Annotated in this window: 16 protein-coding genes; 13 read left to right on the plus strand and 3 right to left on the minus strand. The window is 70.4% G+C overall.

From position 1 onward, the window contains the following. Positions 1-89 precede the first annotated feature (89 nt). The 6 genes from C516_RS0101040 to C516_RS0101065 all read left to right on the plus strand — a co-directional run bounded on the left by C516_RS0101040 (position 90) and on the right by C516_RS0101065 (position 6,198). Positions 90-1,319 carry an ABC transporter substrate-binding protein gene (locus C516_RS0101040; RefSeq protein ID WP_018716492.1) on the plus strand — a complete coding sequence of 410 codons (1,230 nt, stop codon included), beginning with the start codon at positions 90-92 and terminating at the stop codon, positions 1,317-1,319. An 84-nt stretch (positions 1,320-1,403) separates the two neighbouring features. Further along, complete coding sequence (locus C516_RS0101045; protein WP_018716493.1) at positions 1,404-2,897, plus strand: amidase; 1,494 nt, start codon at positions 1,404-1,406, stop codon at positions 2,895-2,897. Beyond that, positions 2,897-3,787 carry a branched-chain amino acid ABC transporter permease gene (locus C516_RS0101050; RefSeq protein WP_040409129.1) on the plus strand — a complete coding sequence of 297 codons (891 nt, stop codon included), beginning with the start codon at positions 2,897-2,899 and terminating at the stop codon, positions 3,785-3,787. The genes C516_RS0101045 and C516_RS0101050 overlap by 1 nt, the downstream gene beginning before the upstream one ends. Next, complete coding sequence (locus C516_RS0101055; protein WP_018716495.1) at positions 3,787-4,749, plus strand: branched-chain amino acid ABC transporter permease; 963 nt, start codon at positions 3,787-3,789, stop codon at positions 4,747-4,749. The genes C516_RS0101050 and C516_RS0101055 overlap by 1 nt, the downstream gene beginning before the upstream one ends. 4 nt (positions 4,750-4,753) lie before the next feature. Beyond that, the gene (locus C516_RS0101060; protein WP_018716496.1) at positions 4,754-5,473 is read left to right on the plus strand and encodes an ABC transporter ATP-binding protein; all 720 of its coding nucleotides are present in this window, start codon (positions 4,754-4,756) and stop codon (positions 5,471-5,473) included. After that, a complete protein-coding gene (locus C516_RS0101065; protein ID WP_018716497.1) occupies positions 5,470-6,198 on the plus strand; it encodes an ABC transporter ATP-binding protein in 729 nt (242 codons plus the stop codon). Before C516_RS0101060 ends, C516_RS0101065 begins: the two co-directional genes overlap by 4 nt. Before the next feature lie 48 nt (positions 6,199-6,246). Here C516_RS0101065 and C516_RS0101070 read toward each other — a convergent pair whose 3' ends face one another. After that, positions 6,247-6,963, minus strand: a complete 717-nt coding sequence (locus C516_RS0101070; protein WP_245558718.1) for a murein L,D-transpeptidase catalytic domain family protein — start codon at positions 6,961-6,963, stop codon at positions 6,247-6,249. Between the two features lie 137 nt (positions 6,964-7,100). On the opposite strand from C516_RS0101070, the gene C516_RS0101075 reads away from it, so the two are divergent. The 5 genes from C516_RS0101075 to hslO all read left to right on the plus strand — a co-directional run bounded on the left by C516_RS0101075 (position 7,101) and on the right by hslO (position 13,108). Further along, the gene (locus C516_RS0101075) at positions 7,101-8,732 is read left to right on the plus strand and encodes a L,D-transpeptidase family protein (protein WP_245558726.1); all 1,632 of its coding nucleotides are present in this window, start codon (positions 7,101-7,103) and stop codon (positions 8,730-8,732) included. Between the two features lie 119 nt (positions 8,733-8,851). Continuing rightward, complete coding sequence (gene gatC / locus C516_RS0101080; protein ID WP_018716500.1) at positions 8,852-9,139, plus strand: Asp-tRNA(Asn)/Glu-tRNA(Gln) amidotransferase subunit GatC; 288 nt, start codon at positions 8,852-8,854, stop codon at positions 9,137-9,139. A gap of 28 nt (positions 9,140-9,167) precedes the next feature. Further along, positions 9,168-10,622 carry an Asp-tRNA(Asn)/Glu-tRNA(Gln) amidotransferase subunit GatA gene (gatA, locus tag C516_RS0101085; RefSeq protein WP_018716501.1) on the plus strand — a complete coding sequence of 485 codons (1,455 nt, stop codon included), beginning with the start codon at positions 9,168-9,170 and terminating at the stop codon, positions 10,620-10,622. Between the two features lie 70 nt (positions 10,623-10,692). Beyond that, positions 10,693-12,129: an Asp-tRNA(Asn)/Glu-tRNA(Gln) amidotransferase subunit GatB gene (gene gatB, locus C516_RS0101090; RefSeq protein ID WP_018716502.1), complete on the plus strand. Its 1,437-nt coding sequence runs from the start codon at positions 10,693-10,695 to the stop codon at positions 12,127-12,129. Positions 12,130-12,232: 103 nt separating this feature from the next. Next, entirely contained in the window at positions 12,233-13,108 is an 876-nt protein-coding gene (gene hslO, locus C516_RS0101095; protein WP_018716503.1) for an Hsp33 family molecular chaperone HslO, read from the plus strand. Between the two features lie 18 nt (positions 13,109-13,126). Here hslO and murU read toward each other — a convergent pair whose 3' ends face one another. Beyond that, the gene (murU, locus tag C516_RS0101100; protein WP_018716504.1) at positions 13,127-13,798 is read right to left on the minus strand and encodes an N-acetylmuramate alpha-1-phosphate uridylyltransferase MurU; all 672 of its coding nucleotides are present in this window, start codon (positions 13,796-13,798) and stop codon (positions 13,127-13,129) included. Further along, positions 13,798-14,799 carry an aminoglycoside phosphotransferase family protein gene (locus C516_RS18135; protein ID WP_018716505.1) on the minus strand — a complete coding sequence of 334 codons (1,002 nt, stop codon included), beginning with the start codon at positions 14,797-14,799 and terminating at the stop codon, positions 13,798-13,800. The genes murU and C516_RS18135 overlap by 1 nt, the downstream gene beginning before the upstream one ends. 181 nt (positions 14,800-14,980) lie before the next feature. On the opposite strand from C516_RS18135, the gene C516_RS0101110 reads away from it, so the two are divergent. Both C516_RS0101110 and C516_RS0101115 read left to right on the plus strand, forming a co-directional pair. Next, a complete protein-coding gene (locus tag C516_RS0101110; RefSeq protein ID WP_018716506.1) occupies positions 14,981-17,230 on the plus strand; it encodes an LPS-assembly protein LptD in 2,250 nt (749 codons plus the stop codon). Positions 17,231-17,295: 65 nt separating this feature from the next. Then, the gene (locus tag C516_RS0101115; protein WP_018716507.1) at positions 17,296-18,594 is read left to right on the plus strand and encodes a peptidylprolyl isomerase; all 1,299 of its coding nucleotides are present in this window, start codon (positions 17,296-17,298) and stop codon (positions 18,592-18,594) included. Positions 18,595-18,600 lie beyond the last annotated feature (6 nt).

Here is an 18,600-nt window from a genome sequence, read left to right on the forward strand (position 1 = left end):
ATTGACGCTTCAAGCCCGCTCTGCTTCTTTTAACTTGTGTGGCAGGACCGGTCCTACCACAACCGGTTAACTGGCTTCTGGAGGCCATCATGTTCAAATTCAAGCACCTCGGTATGGGCGCTGCGCTGGCGGGCGCCGCCCTCGCACTGACGGGCACCGCCGCCGCGCAGGACAGCGGGCCTGTAAAGATTGGCGCCATCTTTTCTCAATCCCCGCCCGGATCCGTGGTTCAGGGAACCCAGGTGAAGGCCGGCCTGGAGATCGCCCGGGATATGCTCAATGAGCAGGGAGGCATCCTCGGCCGCAAGGTCGAGCTGGTGATGGAGGACGGCCAGGGATTGCCCGAGAAGGGGCGTTCCGCCGCCGAGAAGCTCATCACCAGGGACGGCGTGGTCGCGATCACCGGTGAGCACCAGAGCTCGAACGTGCTTGCCGAGATCGAGGTCGCCAAGCGCTACAACATCCCCTACGTCAACACCAACGGCTGGTCCGACGCGATCCGCGAGAAGGGCTACCGGCAGGTCTTCAACCCCGCCAACTACAACACCCGGGTCTCCCAGGCCATGGCCTCCGTGCTCGCGGACATGGACGTCGACTCGGTGGTGACGTTCGCCGAGAACACCGACTACGGCATCGGCCAGGCGGAGCTGCTGGGCAAGTATCTCGCCGAGAAGGCACCGGACATCGATTTCCGCTACGAGACGCTGGACCGCCAGTCGAAGGACTTCATGCCCGCCGTGCTGCCGCTCAAGGCGAATCCGCCGGACGTGGTCGTGAACATCCTCCTGCCGCCGGCCGCCTACATCCTGATGAACCAGCTCTACGAGCAGGGCGTCGCCCCGAGCGCGACCACCTGGCTATACGACGGCGCGGGCCTGGCGGACTATCCGGACTTCTGGGACAACGTCGGCGAGGCTGGCCGTACCCTGCTGGAGTTCGGCCTCTATCATCCGGCCATGTCGATGCCGCCGCTGGGCGAGAAGGTCAGCGAGGCGTACACCGAGCGTTACGGCAAGGAGCCGAACCGGCTCATCTTCCAGGCGGCCGACAGCCTGTTCCTGCTCGCCGAGGCGATGAACCGCGCCGGCACGACGGACGCCGACCCGGTCATCGAGACCCTCCAGGGCATCGAGTACACCGGCACTCGGGGCACCATCACCTTCTCCGACGAGCCCGGCTACAGCTTCCAGCAGTGGCTGGAGGTCCCCTTCGTGACCTACCAGCTCACGGAAACGGGTCAGCCGGTCAGCGAGGCCCCGCTGGTGCAGAAGGCCGGGCAGTCGCTGGACCCCGACCTGCTGGTCCGCCCGGGCGACTGATCCGAGCGAATCGTGTCGCACCCGCTGCGCCAGACCCGCTCCCGCCGGTATGGCGCAGCGCCTTCAACCCTGCCGGACACCACGATGACCCCGAGCGAAGCACGTGACCGCTACCTGACCGCCCTCGCCGCCCTGCGCGGTTACCCGTACCCGGAACGCCACGAGCTGTGGGGGGCCCGTTTCGACGTCAATCAGCCGGAGCTCGACGCCCTGGCGAACGCCCCGGATCCCTCCGCCCCTCCCTTCCACCCCGGCAGGCCCGCCGGCACGCCCCGCACGGGCATACCGGCCACATCGCTCGCGCCGGCGCACACGGCGATTCAGCGGTTCGACACCGCTCTCGCCCGGGTGAGCGAACAGCGCCAGCTCAACGCCTTCATCGGCCTGTGCCCACCGCCGGTCTCCCCCGTCAGCGGCCCCCTGAGCGGCATGCTCGTGGGCATCAAGGACATCATCAGCGTACGCGACATGCCCCGTACGGCCGGCAGTCTCGCCCTGACGAGCGAGCCTGCGGCCGAAGACGCCCCCTGTGTCGCCCGGCTGCGCGAGGCAGGGGCACTGATCGTGGGCACGCTGAACATGCACGAGCTGGCCTACGGCATCACCAGCGTCAATCCCCACTACGGCACCGTGGTCAATCCGCGCGCGCCGGCGCGCATCGCCGGGGGCTCCAGCGGCGGCTCCGCAGCAGCGGTCGCCGCGGGCATCGTCGACACCGCACTGGGCACCGACACCGCGGGTTCCATCCGTATCCCCGCCGCATGCTGCGGGGTGGTCGGCTTCAAGCCGACCTACGGCGCGGTATCCACCGAGGGCGTTCTGCCACTGGGCTGGTCGCTCGACCACGTCGGGCCGATCACGCGTAACGTGGCGGACGCGGCGGCCATGTTCGACGTCATGGCCGGGGGCCCGGCCGTCCCCACCGATGAGCCGGACGACCACCGCGGCTGGACGCTGGTACGGCCCGCGGACTTCTTCTTCGAGCGGCTCGCCCCTGCCGTGCGCGAGCGCCTGGAGCGGGTCCTCTCGCTGCTTCACAACCGCGGCATCGCAGTGGTGGAGCGCCCGCTGCCATTGCTCGACCACGCCGCGGGCGCCCAGTTCGCCACACTCTGCGTGGAGGCGACGCAGCAGCACATGCGGCTCATTGAACATCACCCCGAACGGCTCGGCGAGGATGTCCGCGTCCGCCTGGAGATCGGGCAGTTCATTCCCGGGGTCGACTACCAGCGCGCACAACGGCTGCGCGGCGAACTGGACATCGCCATGCACGCGGCACTGGAGCGGTGCGATGCCCTTGTTACGCCCACGCTGCCGGTGCCGGCACCACCGGTGGGCGCCACCGCCGTCGAGGTGGCCGGCCGAAGCATGCCGGTCCACACCGCCGCCACCCGGTGTACCGCACCGTTCAACCTCACCGGCATGCCCGCGGTGACTCTGCCCTGCGGCACGGACGACTCCGGCGCGCCCATCGGCCTGCAGCTCGCGGGGCGGCGCGGCGAGGACGCCCGGCTACTGCACCTCGCCCTGGAGGTCGAGACGCTGATCGGGGAATTCGACACGGGGGGATGGAGCTGATGCTTTACCTCGATCTGACGGTCACGGGCCTGATGACCGGCGTGTTCTACGCGCTGATGGCCATCGGGCTGACCCTGATATTCGGGATCCTGCGGGTGGTGAATTTCGCCCACGGGGAGTTCTACATGGTCGGGGCCTACACCTACACCCTGCTCAGCACCGCCCTCGGCGTTCCCGTGTGGCTCACCCTGCCGGCAGCGGTGCTCGTCGGCGCGGCCCTCGGCTGGGTGACGGAGCGGACGCTGATGCGCCCGCTCTACGCGGGCTACTCCAGCTGGGGGCTGATGAAGGACGAGTACGCGATCATCGTCACCTTCGGGCTGTCGCTGCTGCTCATCAACCTCGTCGACAAGGTCATCGGCCCCTACCCCTACCGCGGCCCCGAGCTCATCGACACGGCACGCGTGCACCTCGGTCCGGTGATCGCCGACGGCCACCGGCTGATGGCCACCGGGCTCGGCGTGGCGGTGATCGCGGGCGTGTTCGCGTTCATGCGTTTCACCGTCGCCGGCAAGCAGGTACAGGCGGTCGCCCAGAACCGCCTCGGCGCCTCCCTCGCGGGGATCGACCCCGGCCGGGTGAGTGCCGCCGTGTTCGCCGCCTCGGGGGGACTGGCCGCGTTCGCCGGGGGGCTGCTCGCGCCGATCATCAACGCCTCCCCGGACGTCGGCGTATTCACCGCGGTGAAGTCCTACGTGGTCGTGGTGCTCGGCGGGATGGGCTCGGTCGCCGGCGCCGTGGTGGCCGGGCTGTTCCTGGGCGTCGCCGAGAGCTTTGGCGCCGTGTTCATCTCCTACGGCTACCGGGACACCTTCGGCCTGGTCATCCTCATCCTGGTTCTCATGTTCCGCCCCCAGGGGCTGTTCGGCGAAAAGGGCAGGAGCGTCTGATGGGCAACTCGGAGCGCCGCCTGCGCGCGGAATTCCACGGCTCCCTCGTCATCCTGGCACTGGTCGCGGCCCTGCCGCTGGTCCTCACCAGCGTGTACTGGCAGGGCGTGGTCATCGTCAGCCTCTACTACGCCCTGCAGGCCATGGGCTGGAACCTGGTGACCGGCTACACCGGCCAGATGAACCTCGCGCCGGCGGCGTTCGCCATGGTCGGGGCCTACGGCGTGGGCCTGCTCAGCCATCACTGGGGGATATCGCCGTGGCTGGGGGTGCCGGTGGGCGTGGCCGCCGCTGCGGGCATCGGGCTGGTGCTGGGACGCATCGTGCTGCCCCTGCAGGGGGCCTACGTGGCCCTGACCACGCTGTCGTTCGCGGAGATCCTGCGGCTGGTGATCGGCAACTCGTATTCCGTCACCCGCGGCGACCTGGGCCTGAACGTGCCCACGGTCTTCGACGGGCGCCTGCCCTACTACTACCTGATGCTCGCGGTGGTCGTGCTGGTGCAGATCGCGCTCTACGCACTGATGCGCTCGCGCATGGGGCTGTTCCTCCAGGCGGTGCGCGACGACGAGGTCGCGGCGGCGAGCCGCGGGGTCTCCATCGTGTGGTGGAAGACGCTGGCCTTCGTGGTCAGCTCGGCGATCTGCGGGCTCGCCGGCACGCTCTACGCACCGTTCGCCGGGCTGATCAGCCCCGAGCTGGGGCTGATCCTCAATACCGGCCTGGTGGTAAGCATGGTGGTCATCGGCGGCATGGGCACGATGATCGGCCCCATCGTCGGCGCCCTGCTCGTCTACACCGCGGGCGAGATGCTGCGCGAGGTCGGCGACTACCACCTGATCGTCTTCGCGCTGCTCGTCATCGTCTTCGCCCGGTTTTTCCGCGGCGGCATCTGGGGACTGCTGCAGCTCGGCGCCGACCGGCTCCCGGGGCGGCGGGAGACCGGCGCGAGGGAGGGGTGAACGCATGACGTTTCTGAAGGTAAAGGGACTGGAAAAGCGCTTCGGCGGACGGCACGCGGTGGACTCGGTGCACTTCGACGTGGCGGCGGGGGAGCTGGTGGGCCTGATCGGACCCAACGGCTCGGGCAAGACTACCCTGCTCAACATGCTCAGCGGCCATCTGGCGCCGGACGGCGGCACGGTGACCCTGGAGGGGCGGGAGGTCACCCGGCTGCCGGTCCACCGGCGGGCCCGGGCAGGGATACTGCGCATGTTCCAGCTCACCCGCGTCTTCGACCGGGTCAGCACGCTGGACAACCTGCTCGTCGCCGGGCGCGGCCTGGGCCTGAACGCGCGGGACGCCCTGACCCGGGCCCGCGCACTGCTCGACGAGCTCTCCCTGTCACCGGTGGCCGCGCTCGACGCCGGCCGGCTCTCGGGCGGGCAGCGCAAGCTCCTGGAGTTCGGCACCTGCTTCATGGTGCCACCGCGCATCGCCCTGCTCGACGAGCCCTTCGCGGCCGTCCACCCGAGCATGCGCGAGATCATGGGCCGGTTCGTGCGGGAACGCCACGCCCTGGGACAGACGTTCCTTCTGGTGAGTCACGACATGCCCGTCGTCCGTGAGATGTGCGAGCGCAGCGTGTGCATGAACGCGGGCTCGATCCTCGCCGACGGTAACACGGAGGACGTCCTCAACGACCCGGCGGTGATCGAGGCCTACCTGGGCGGAGAAGCGGCATGACGGCACTGTTGCAGATCGAGGACGTGACGGCGGGCTACACCTCGGATATCGACATCCTGCGCGGTGTCTCCGTGACGGTGCCCCCCGGGTCGATACGGGGGCTGATCGGGCTCAACGGCGCCGGCAAGTCCACCGTCATGAAGACCGCCTGCGGCTTCCTCACCCCCCGCCGGGGCCGGGTCCGCTTCGACGGCGAGGAGATCACGGGCATTGCCACCCACCGCCTGCTCCGGCGCGGCATCAGCCTGATCCCGCAGGAGTCGAGCCTCTTCCCCCACCTCAGCGTCGAGGACAACCTCCGGCTGCCCCTGCGGGCCGCCCGCCGCGCGGGGCTGTCCAGCGACGACGCCCTGGAGCGCACCCTGGAGCGCTTCCCCGAGATCCACGGCAAGCTCCGCGCGGACGCCGGCTCGCTGAGCGGCGGCCAGCAGAAGATGGTGGAGTTCGCCAAGGCCCACATGCTCCGGCCCCGGCTGTGCCTCATCGACGAGCCGAGCATCGGGCTCTCGCCCAAGATCGCCGGCGAGGTGTTCGGCTGGATACGGCAGTTCGCGGACGAGGGCATGGCGATACTGCTCGTCGACCACAACATCCGCAAGGTCATCGAGCTCTCGGACCACACCTACGTGCTGACCCTCGGCGAGATCACCGCCGAGGGGCCGCGCTCCCAGTTCGAAGGCGACATGCACGAGCAGGTCCGCGAGTGGCTCGGCCTCAACTTCTGATATCCGGCCGCGCGGCGGCCGGGTACGCCGTCGCGCCCCGGCCGCCTCTCAGTGGGCGTCCGCCACCAACCCCGGCGACTCCCCGCCGCCGCAGCCGAGATAACGGGAGTGCTGGATCCAGCTCGCCTGCGGGTAGTACGCGAACAGGTACTGCCCGCCCTTGATGCTGTCGATCAGGGGCTCGGCCACCGCCGGGCGCACCGCCGGGCAGCCGTAGCTGCGCCCCAGTCGTCCGACCCGGCGGATGAACGCCGGGGTGGCGTAGTCCGCCCCGTGAACGACAATGGCCCGGCTGTAGGCGTGGTCGTTGACCCCGGGCTCCAGGCCCTTCAGGCGCAGCGAGTAGCCGTTGCGGCCGTGATAGCTGTTGAGGGTGCGGTACAGCCCGAGACTGGAGGCGTGGCTCTCGGGCACGTTGGAGAAGTGCTCGGCGCGATTGCCGCCGGTGGCCTGCCCGTGGGCGACCCACTCGCGAAACAGCAGCCGGCGGGCGTCGAGGTCGAACACCCACAGCCGCCGTTTCGTCGACGGGAGGGAGTAGTCGATCACCGCGAGACGGCCGGCCGCGGGCTGGCCGCGCTGAACGGCACAGCTCATGGCCTCGGCGGCCAGCGACAGGGCCCGGGGATCGGCCCCGGGGGCGAGCTGCTCGAGGGTGTCAGCCAGGGGAGCGGCCTGGACGGTGCCGGCGAGCATCAGCACAGCCAGCGCGACCCCGGCGAGGCGATACCGCCGGAGCGGAAGCATTCTCTGAAGAAAGGGCACGTCTCGGTCTTCCTCCGTGACAGCACGAGCGGCTACGCTGCTGGAACGAACCGTCCGCAGATCGCCGCCAAGGGCTCCATTATCGCGAAACGGGCGACGGTCACAACCGCAGGCGGATCCGGAGGGGGAAGTTGACCGTGCGCACAGGCCGGATCACCGCAACCATCGTACTGCTCGCCGGGCTCGTGACCGGTAGCCATGCCGCCCTGGCGGACGCGGTCGGGGATCCGCTCGGCGATCGGCTAGAGACACTGCTGGACGACCCGTCTCCACCGCTCTCCGGCGACCTGGCGCCCAGAATCGAGGCGTTCTATGCAGTCCGGGACTTTCGCCCGGCCTGGCGACGGCCCGAGGCCGTAACCGCATTCACGGCCGCACTCGACACCCTCGCTGACGACGGCCTGAGGCCTGCGGATTACGCCGCTGACCGGCTCGTCGCGGCCCACCACCAGGCCTACGCCGGGGAGGGGCCGGTAGACGAACGCGCGCGCTTCGATATCGCCGTCACCCGGCTGCTGCTCACTGCGCTCCGTCACCTGGACCGCGGCAAGGTCGACCCCGCCTCGCTGGAGGCGGACTGGGACGTCCCCCTCCCGCCCTTCTCGCCCGACGTGGCCGCTCTCTCCGACGACGTCGACGCCCTGGACTTCGAGACCGCCTTTGCCCGGGCCCGGCCGGACTACGCCCCTTATCGCCGGCTGCGCACGGCGCTCGCGCACTATCGCCGGATCCGCGACACCGGCGGCTGGCCATCCCTGCCACCGCTGGACACCGCGCTGCACCCCGGGGACCGGGCCCCGGCGGTCGCCGTGCTCCGCCGGCGACTCGCGGTCACCGGCGCACCAGTGGGGGACAGCGCGGCCCCGGCACTCTACGACGACGCCCTGGCCGGGGCGGTGCGGCATTTCCAGCGCCATCATTACCTGGAGGTGGACGGTGTCGTCGGCGCCGCCACGCGGACGGCGCTCAACGTCAGCGTGGACGCCCGCATCGACCAGATCCGGGTAAACCTGGAGCGCGCACGCTGGCTGCTCCACGGCCTGCCGCGCTCGTTCGTGCTGGTGGACATCGCCGGCTACCGGCTCACCTACTACCGCCCGGATCATAAGCCGTGGCACACGCGTATCGTCGTCGGCACGCCCTACCGGCGCACGCCGACGCTGCGCTCTGAGATCACGCATCTGACGCTCAACCCGACCTGGACGGTGCCCGCGTCGATCACCTGGCGTGAGCTGCTGCCCCGCATCCGTCGGGACCCCGGCTACCTCGCCCGCGAGCACCTGCAGGTCCTCACCCCGGAGGGTCGGGCGCTGGACCCGGCGGCGATCGACTGGAGCGATCCGCCCGCAGTGGTGCTGCGCCAGAAGGCGGGAGCGGACAACGCCCTGGGGCGGGTGGTATTCCGCTTCCCCAACCCCTACGCGGTCTATCTCCACGACACCCCGGCCCGGGCGCTGTTCAACCGCCCCCGGCGCGCGTTCAGCCATGGCTGCATCCGCGTCGAGCACCCACTGGAGCTGGCCCGCCTGCTCCTCGACGATCCGCAACGGTGGGACGCCACCGCCATCAGCGAAACCGTCGCCACCGGCGTCACGCTCAGTGTCGACCTGCCCGAGCCGGTCCCGGTCATCGTGCACTACTGGACGGTCAACATCGCCGGTGACGGCACCCTCGCGTTCAAGCCCGACATCTACGGGCGCGACCGTGCGGTCCTGGCCGCCCTCGAACGCCCCGCGGCGGCGGCCGGATCCGCGCTGCTCCGCCCGTGACGGGCGCGCCGGGACGCCCCCCGCGCGATTAACACCCCCGGCGTTGTATGCTAGTTTCCCGCTTTCGCCCGGCGGGCGCGCAAGGCCCGTAGCAACCCAACCCTGTTCGGAGAACACGCATGTCCCTGGATGCCTCAGCCGTGGCGCATATCGCGCATCTGGCGCGCCTGGGTATCGACGAGAGCGCCGTGCCCGACTACGCGCGCAACCTCAGCGAGATCATCGACTTCGTCGAGCAGCTCTCCGGCGTGGACACCGGGGACGTCGAGCCGCTCGCCCACCCGCTGGAGATGGGCCAGCGGCTGCGTCCGGACGAAGTCAGCGAGACCGACCAGCGCGAGCGCTTCCAGGCCATCGCCCCCGCCACCGAGGCGGGCCTGTACCTGGTGCCCCGCGTCATCGAGTGAGCCTCGCAACCACAGGGTCCGAACCGTCATGCACGAATACAGCATTACCGAGCTCGCCGCCGGCCTCGAGCGCGGCGACTTCACCAGCCGCGAGCTCACGGGGCACTATCTGGAGCGCATCCGCCGGCACGACGGCACGCTGAACAGCTTCATCAGCGTCACCGAGGAGGCCGCGCTGGCCCGGGCGGAGGCCGCGGACGCACGCCGCGCCCGCGGCGAGGCCGGGCCGCTGACCGGCGTGCCCATCGCGCACAAGGACATCTTCTGCACCGACGGTGTGCGCACGAGCTGCGGCAGCCGGATGCTCGACAACTTCATCGCGCCCTACGACGCCCACGTGGTCGAGCGCCTCGACGAGGCCGGCGCGGTGATGCTCGGCAAGACCAACATGGACGAGTTCGCCATGGGCTCGTCCAACGAAACCAGCTTCTACGGCCCGGTGAGCAACCCCTGGGACACCGCCGCGGTGCCCGGCGGCTCGTCCGGCGGCTCCGCCGCCGCGGTGGCCGCACGGCTGACCCCGGCGGCCACCGGCACGGACACCGGCGGCTCCATCCGCCAGCCGGCGTCCATGTGCGGCATCAGCGGGCTCAAGCCCACCTACGGCCGGGTCTCGCGCTACGGCATGGTCGCCTTCGCCTCCAGCCTCGACCAGGGCGGCCCCATGGCCCGCTCCGCCGAGGACCTGGCCGTGCTGCTCGGCGCCATGGCCGGCTTCGATCACCGCGACTCCACCAGCGTGCAGCGCGAGGTCCCCGACTACCGCGCCACCCTCGGCGACGACATCCGCGGCCTGCGCATCGGCCTGCCGGCGGAATACTTCGGCGAGGGCCTCGACGCGGGCGTGCGCGCCGCCATCGACGAGGCGGTCGCCGCGCTCCGTGCCGAGGGCGCCGAGATCACCGAGGTTTCACTGCCCAACACCCACCTCGCGGTGCCGGTGTACTACGTCATCGCCCCGGCGGAGGCCTCCTCCAATCTCTCGCGCTTCGACGGCGTGCGCTTCGGCTACCGCTGCGAGGACCCACGCGGGCTCGAGGACCTCTACACCCGCAGCCGCGGCGAGGGTTTCGGCGACGAGGTCAAGCGCCGCATCATGGTCGGCACCTACGCCCTGTCGGCGGGCTACTACGATGCCTACTACCTCAAGGCGCAGCAGGTCCGGCGCATGATCCGCGACGACTTCACCCGCGCGTTCGAGGACGTGGACGTGATCCTCGGCCCGGTGGCGCCGACCCCGGCGTTCGACATCGGCGAGAAGGCCGACGACCCGGTACAGATGTATCTCTCCGACATCTACACCCTGGCGGTGAACCTCGCCGGCCTGCCCGGGCTGTCGGTGCCCGCCGGCTTCGCCAACGGCCGCCCGGTGGGCATGCAGCTCATCGGCAACTACTTCGACGAGGCGCGGCTGCTCAACGTCGGCCACCGCTTCCAGCAGGCCACCGACTGGCACACCCGCGCCCCCGGCGATTTCGCCTGACGCGCGACGAACTGGCGGCGGCGCCCCGGCGCCGCCACGATCGACTACTTACGACTAGCGGGAACCCGTCATGGAGTGGGAACCGGTCATCGGACTCGAGATTCACGCCCAGCTCGCCACCCGGACGAAGATCTTCTCCGGGGCGTCCACCGCCTACGGTGCCGAGCCCAACACCCAGGCCTGCGCGGTGGATCTGGGGCTGCCCGGCGTGCTGCCCGTGCTCAACGAGCAGGCGGTGCGCTTCGCCGTGCGCCTCGGGCTCGCCCTGGATGCGGAGGTCGCCGGACGCTCCGTGTTCGCGCGCAAGAACTACTTCTACCCCGACCTGCCCAAGGGCTACCAGATCTCGCAGTACGAGCTGCCCGTGGTCGGCACCGGCCACCTGGACATCGACCTCGAGGACGGCACCACCAAGCGCATCGGCGTCACCCGCGCGCACCTGGAGGAGGACGCCGGCAAGAGCCTGCACGAGGGCTTCGAGGCGATGACCGGCATCGACCTCAACCGCGCCGGCACGCCGCTGCTGGAGATCGTCTCCGAGCCGGACCTGCGCTCGGCGAAGGAAGCGGTCGCCTACATGAAGAAGCTCCACTCGCTGGTGCGCTACCTCGGCATCTGCGACGGCAACATGCAGGAGGGGAGCTTCCGCTGCGACGCCAACGTCTCGGTGCGCCCGAAGGGCGAATCGGGCTTCGGCACCCGTGCCGAGCTCAAGAACCTCAACTCGTTCCGCTTCGTCGAGCGCGCCATCAACCACGAGATCGAGCGCCAGATCGAGCTCATCGAGGACGGCGGCGAGGTCGTGCAGGAGACGCGCCTGTACGACGCCGACAAGAACGAGACCCGCTCGATGCGCACCAAGGAAGAGGCGAACGACTATCGCTACTTCCCGGACCCGGACCTCCTGCCGCTGGAGGTGACCCGGTCGCTGATCGAGGAGATCCGCGGCGAGCTCCCGGAGCTGCCGGACGCCAAGAAGGCGCGCTTCGAGGCCGACTACGGCCTGCCCGCCTACGACGCCGGCGTGCTCACCGCCAGCCGCGAGCTCGCCGACTACTACGAGGCCACCGTGACCGCGGCGGACGGCGAGGCCAAGCTCGCCGCCAACTGGGTCATGGGCGAGCTCTCCGGGGCGCTGAACAAGGCCGGCCTGGACATCACCGACTCACCGGTGAGCGCCGCCGACCTCGGCGGGCTGCTGTGCCGGATCAACGACGAGACCATCTCCGGCAAGATCGCCAAGGACGTCTTCGAGGCCATGTGGAACGGCGAGGGCGACGCCGACACGGTGATCGAGTCGAAGGGGCTGAAGCAGGTCACCGACACCGGCGCCATCGAGGCCATGGTGGACGAGGCCATCGCCGCCAACCCCACCCAGCTCGAGCAGTACCGTGCCGGCAAGACCAAGCTCCTCGGCTTCTTCGTCGGCCAGGTGATGAAGGCGTCCGGGGGCAAGGCGAACCCGCAGCAGGTCAACGAGATCCTGCGCCGCAAGCTCGACGGCTGATCACCCGGCCGCCGCCGGGGGCGCGCCGCGTCCCCGGCCCATGCTTGAACACCCCCGCCACGCCCCCATCTCGAACGGTACAGCCGCGACGGGACCGAGCCTCATGAGTGACCGCCTCTACCGCTTTCTCTTCGAGAACGCCGACGTTCGCGGCGAGCTCGTCCAGCTCGACAGCGTCTACCGGGAGCTCACCCGGCGGGCGGACTATCCCCCGGTGGTGAACCGCCTGCTCGGCGAGGCGCTGGCGGCGGCGGCGCTGCTCACCGCGACGCTCAAGTTCCGCGGCCGGCTGGTGATGCAGATCCAGTCCAGCGGCCCGCTGACCATGCTCGTCGTCCAGGCCAGCAGTGACGGCGGCATGCGGGCGATGGCACGCTACAACGCCGAGGTACCGGACGCCACCCTGGACGAACAGGCCCGTGACGGCGCGCTGGCCATCACCCTGGAGCCCGACGACGACACCCAGCGCTACCAGGGCATCGTCGATCTCGCCCCCGGAAGCCTGGCGGCGGCCCTGGAGAAATACTTCCGCGAGTCCGAGCAGCTTGACACGCGGGTCTGGCTCTCGGCGGCCGAGGGCCGCGCCGGCGGTATGCTGCTGCAGCGCATCCCGGCACGCGAGGACGCCAACACGGACACCGACGCATGGGCGCGCAGCGGCCACCTCGCGGAGACGATTACCGCCCGCGAGCTGCTCTACCTGGACGTCTCCCAGATCCTGCGGCGCCTGTTCCACGAGGAGGACATCCGGCTGTTCGACCCCATGCCGCTACGCTTCCAGTGCCGCTGCTCGCGGGAGAACGTCGGCGCCATGATCGCCTCGCTGGGCCCGGAGGAGGTGCGCTCCATCGTCGCCGAGCAGGGCGGGGTGGAGGTCCACTGCGACTTCTGCAACGCGGCCTACCACTTCGACCCGGTGGACGCCGAGCAGCTGCTCGCCGACCCCAGCGCGCCGCCGCCCTCCGACACCCAGCACTGAGCCGGCATGGCGGCGCGCTCAGGCGCCGCGGCGCCGGCTCAGCCACTCGTCCAGCGCCTTAAGCCGCTCCGGCGTGCCGACATCCCACCACGCCCCACGGTGATGGGTCGCCCCGAGCCGCCCCGCCGCCGAGGCGTTGCGCAGCAGCGGCGCCAGCCGGAAGGCCCCGTCGTCGTGCCCGCGGAACAGCCCGGGCCGGTAGGTGCCGATGCCCGCGAACGTCAGCCGCGGCGGCGCCTCGACCGCCCGCCCGTCGCGGAGCCCGAAGTCCCCCTCCGGATGGTGGCCGGGGTTGTCCACGAGCACGATGTGCCCGTCGCCAGCCGGCTCCCGGGGCAGCATGGCCGGGTCGAAGTCCGTCCACACGTCGCCGTTGACCACCCAGAACGGGGCCTCGCCGAGCAGCGGCAGCGCCCGCCGGATCCCGCCGCCGGTCTCCAGCGCGCTGTCGCCCTCGTCCGAGATCGTCACCTCGAGGCCCCAGGCACCGCCGTCGCCGAGGTACTCCCGCAGACGTGCGCCCTGCCAGGCGACGTTGACCACCACGCGGGTCACACCGGCCCGGGCCAGGGCCGTGAGGTGCCAGTCGATCAGCGGCCGGCCACCCGCGCACAGCATGGGCTTGGGCCGGTCGTCCGTCAGCGGGCGCATGCGCTCGCCGCGCCCGGCGGCCAGGATCATCGCGTGCATCACCCCCCCTCCTCTCCCACGCGGTAGCGCGCGAAGAGCTCGAGCAGCGGCGCCAGCTCCGGCCACGCGGCGGCCTCGCGGCGCACGTAGCGTGCGAACCGCGGCAGCTCAGGGAGATAACGGGACTTGCCGTCACGATAGTGCAGCCGGGCGAAGACCCCCAGGACCTTGAGATGACGCTGCACCGCCATCCAGTCCAGGTCCTGGCGGAACGCCGCCTCCCCCGGCAACGCCAGCCCGGATTCGGCGGCGCGCTCGCGGTATAGCGCGATCCAGCGCGTCTCGTCCGCCTCCGGCCACTCCCAGAACGCGTCGCGGAGCAGGCTCGCGAGATCGTAGGTCAGCGGACCGACGACGGCGTCCTGGTGATCGATCACGCCGGGCAGCCGCTCGCAGTCCATGAGGTTGCGGACCATGAAGTCCCGGTGCACCCCCACCCGCGGCTGGGCCAGTGCGCGCCCGATGAGCCGCTCGCACACCGCCTCCCAGTCCCGGCGCTCGGCGTCGTCCAGACGGATGCCCCGGTGACGGCCCAGGTACCAGTCGACGAACAGCGACAGCTCCCGGGCAAGCAGGTCCCGGTCATAGGGCGGCAGCCCGTCGGGCAGCGGCGCGGCCTGCCAGCGCACCAGGGCGTCGATGGCCGCCGGCATCAACCGTTCGCCCTCGCCGGCGTTGAGCCCGGCGAGATAGTCCCGACCGCCGAGATCCTCCAGCAGCGCCCAGCCACGCCCGGCATCCGACGCCAGCACCGCCGGGGCATGCAGGCCAGCGTCGCGCAGCAGCCGGCCGGTCACCAGGAACCGCGCGAGCTGGGGCGAGTCCTCGCCCGCGACCATCAGCACGCACGTACCGGCCTCGTGAGCGACGCGGAGATAGCGCCGGTCACCGGCATCCCCGGTCATGGGTGCGAGCTGCACGCGGGCACCCAGCCGCGCCTCGATCCAGTCCTGCATCGCCGCCGTCGCGGTATTCGTGTCGCTGCCCTTCACGCCGGTCACGGCGCCTCCCCTGTGGCTGTTGGCAAAGGCGACGATGATACTACCAGCCCGCCGCCTCCCGGGACGCCCGTCGCCGGTCCTATGGCCGTAAAAGCGCCGGCGCGACGGGCAACGCCACGAGCGCGTTTGCGGCGGCGTGGGAGCTGTGCGAAGGTAGCGACGCCTTGCAGGAGAAGAACGCGTGACCCGGAAAACCCCACTGGTCCGCCTCGCATGGATTACCGCGCTCGCCACCCTGGCCCCCTCTGTCGCCGGGGCGGCCGACGGCCCGTGGGCGCTGTGCGGCCCGCCACTGACCCCGGCGCCCCTCGGTGATCCGGCCAAGCGCGACGACCCTGACACGCCCACGGAGGTGGACGCCGGCGCCGTACGCTACGACCAGGGACGCTACGTGCTCACCGGCGGCGCGGTGATCCGGCGCGCGGATCGCAAGGTCACCGCGGAGCGCATGGAGTACCGCACCGACCCGGAGCGCGTGAGCGCCAGCGGCGACGTCCACTACGAAGAGGCCGGTGCGGTGGTCACCGCGGATGAGGCGGAGATGAACCTGGACGCCGACACCGGGCGCTTCTCGGCGGTGACCTACCGGGTCGACGCCGGCCACCTCCAGGGCAGCGCCAGCCGCGCCGAGCGCCTGGGCCCCAAGCGCAGCCGTTACTACGACGTGAGCCTGTCCACCTGCAACCCCGGCGAGGAGGTGTGGTTGCTGCACGCCGGTACGGTCACCATCGACCGGGAGGAACGCCAGGGCACCGCGACCAATGCCTGGCTATCGGTCGCCGACGTGCCGGTATTCTATTCGCCGTGGCTGCGCTTCCCCGTCGGCAGCGAACGCATGACGGGCCTGCTGGCACCGAGCCTCGGCCAGAGCAGCAGCGGCGGCTTTCAGGTCGCCACGCCCTGGTACTGGAACATCGCACCCAACCGCGACGCCACCATCACGCCGACGTACTACAGCAAACGCGGCCTGATGCTCGGCGGCGAGCTCCGCTACCTGGAGCCCTGGGCCGCGGGCGAGGTCCGCGGCACCTACCTGCCCGACGACAGCGCCTTCGGCGACGACCGTTGGCTCGTCCAGCAGCACCACCGCTTCGCCGTCGGCCGGCACTTCAGCGGCGAGGTCGAGCAACGCCGCGTAAGCGACGACGACTATCTGGACGACTTCGGCACCGGATTCAACGACAGCGACTTCACCTCGTCCGAGAGGAATCTCGAAAGCTACGCCCGGGCGTCCTGGAGCACGCAGGACTGGCAGGTCACCGCCGACGCCCAAGACTGGCAGACGATCGACCCGCGCGTGGCCCCGCGCGACGAGCCCTATGCGCGCCGGCCCCGGCTGAGCTTCGACTACCGGCCGCTGATCACCGACCTGCCCCTGGACGTGTCTTTCGAGGCCGAGGCGGTGGATTTCGACCACCCCCATCCGGAGCAGCGCGTCACCGGCCAGCGCTTCGACATCAAGCCACGATTGGCCCTGCCGCTGCGCTCGCTTGCCTACCATTTCGAGCCGGCGCTGTCCTGGCGCTACACCAGCTATCAGCTCGACGCCCCGGACGGCGCCAGCCGCAGCCCCGAGCGCAGCGTGCCGATCTACAGCCTGGACACGGGGTTGAGCTTCGTGCGCTACACCTCGTGGTTCGGTCATGACATGACCCAGACCCTGGAGCCACGGATGTTCTACCTCTACGTCCCCGAGCGCGACCAGGACGACCTGCCCACGTTCGACACCGACGCCTCGGACCTCAGCTACAGCCAGCTCTTCCGGGAGGAGCGCTTCAGCGGCCCGGACCGCGTGGGTGACGCCAACCAGCTAAGCCTCGGCGTGACCTCGCGCCTGCTGGATCAGAACACCGGCCGGAACTACCTGCGCTTCTCCGCCGGCCAGATCTTCTATTTCGACGACCGCGAGGTCACGCTGGATGGCAGCGACGACACCGAGGAGCGCTCCGACTACTTCACCGAGCTCCGGCTGAATCTGCCCCTCGGGCTGAGCAGCACCATCAACTACAGCTGGGACGAGGCCGATTTCGGGAACCACGACCTCTACAGCCGGGTCCGATGGAACAATGGCGGCCCGCTGCTGCTCAACGTCAGCTACCGCGACCGCAGCGGCGAGGGCCGCAACCCGCTGGAGCAGGCGGAGACGAGCTTCGCGCTGTCCGTCTCGCCGCGCTGGTCGGTGCTCGGCGGCTGGAACCAGGATCTGCTCGAGAAGGAGACGGACGAGCGCTTCATCGGCCTGGAGTACGAGAGCTGCTGCTACGCGATCCGCGCGGTCTACCAGGCGACCCAGGACAACGCCCCCGGCGACAACCTGGAAAACCAGATCCTGCTCCAGTTCGCGCTCAAGGGCCTGGGTGGCCTCGGTGATACAATCCCCCAGTTTTTCGAGAATGCGGTGCCGGGCTACAAGGCCCGGCCAGGCTACTGACCGGACGCGGTGCCCGCGTGCACCGGGCGTCCCCACGACTGATCGAGGTATAGACCGTGTTGCGCATGAGCCTCTACCGGTGCATCGCCGCCGCCTTCCTGACGCTCGCCCTGGCGGGGCCGGCGGCGGCCCAGCTGCTGGACCGGATCGTCGCCGTGGTCAACGAAGACGTCATCCTGATGTCGGAATTCCAGGACGAGCTCGCCCAGGTCCGCTCGCAGCTGCAGCAGCGTGACATCGAGGCGCCGTCGGAGCAGGAGCTGCGCCAGCAGGTCCTGGAGCGCCTGGTCGTCGAGCAGCTCCAGATCGACGCCGCCAACCGGCGCGGCATCACCGTCGACCAGGCCACGCTCGACGCCGCGGTCCGCCGCGTGGCCGAACGCAACAACCTGGACCTGCGCGGCTTCCGCGACGCCCTCGTCAATCAGGGCATGTCCATGGACGGGTTCCGCGAGCGCCTGCGCCGCCAGATCCTTGTCCAGCGCCTGCGCCAGCGCGTCATGGATCAGCGGGTCAACGTCACGCCCCAGGAGATCGAGCAGTACACCGCGCGCCTCGCCGAGGACCAGCAGGAGTACCACCTCCGACACATCCTTGTGGCGCTACCGGAGGCGGCCTCGCCCGAGGCCATCTCCGACGCCCGCGACAAGGCCGAGGCCCTGCGCCGCCAGCTCACCGAGGGCGGCGCCAACTTCGCGACCCTGGCGGCGGCGCGCTCGGACGGGCGCAACGCGCTGGAGGGTGGCGATCTCGGCTGGCGCCGGGCCGGCGAGCTGCCGGGCGTTATCGCCGACCGCCTGAACGCCCTCGACCCCGGCGGGATCAGCGAGGTTCTGCGCACGCCCTCGGGCTTCCACCTGTTCAAGATGGAGGACCGCCGCGCCGCCGAGCGGCACGTCGTCACCCAGAGCCATATCCGCCACATCATGATCCAGACCAATGAGGTCGTCACCGACAGCGACGCCCGCAAACGGCTGCAGTCGCTGCGCCAGCGCATCGAGGGCGGCGCCTCGTTCGAGGCACTCGCCCGCGCGAACTCCGATGACAAGGCCACCGCCGCCGACGGCGGCGACATGGGCTGGCTCGGCCCGCAGGAGATGCCGCCGGCCGTCCGCCGCGCCGTCGAGGGCATGCAGGCCGGCAGCGTGAGCCGGGCGTTCAAGTCCCGCAACGGCTGGCACCTGATCCAGCTGGTCGAACAGCGGCGCAAGGACACCACCGAGGCCTACCGCCGCAACCAGGCCGCCGAGCAGCTGCGCCAGCGCAAAGAGGACGAGGAGCTCGAGCTGTGGCTGCGCCAGCTCCGCGAGGAGGCCTACGTGGACTACCGCCTCGACAACCCGGCAGGGGCCGCCAACTCGTGACCGCCC

This window comes from Arhodomonas aquaeolei DSM 8974 (assembly GCF_000374645.1).
Taxonomy (GTDB): domain Bacteria; phylum Pseudomonadota; class Gammaproteobacteria; order Nitrococcales; family Nitrococcaceae; genus Arhodomonas; species Arhodomonas aquaeolei.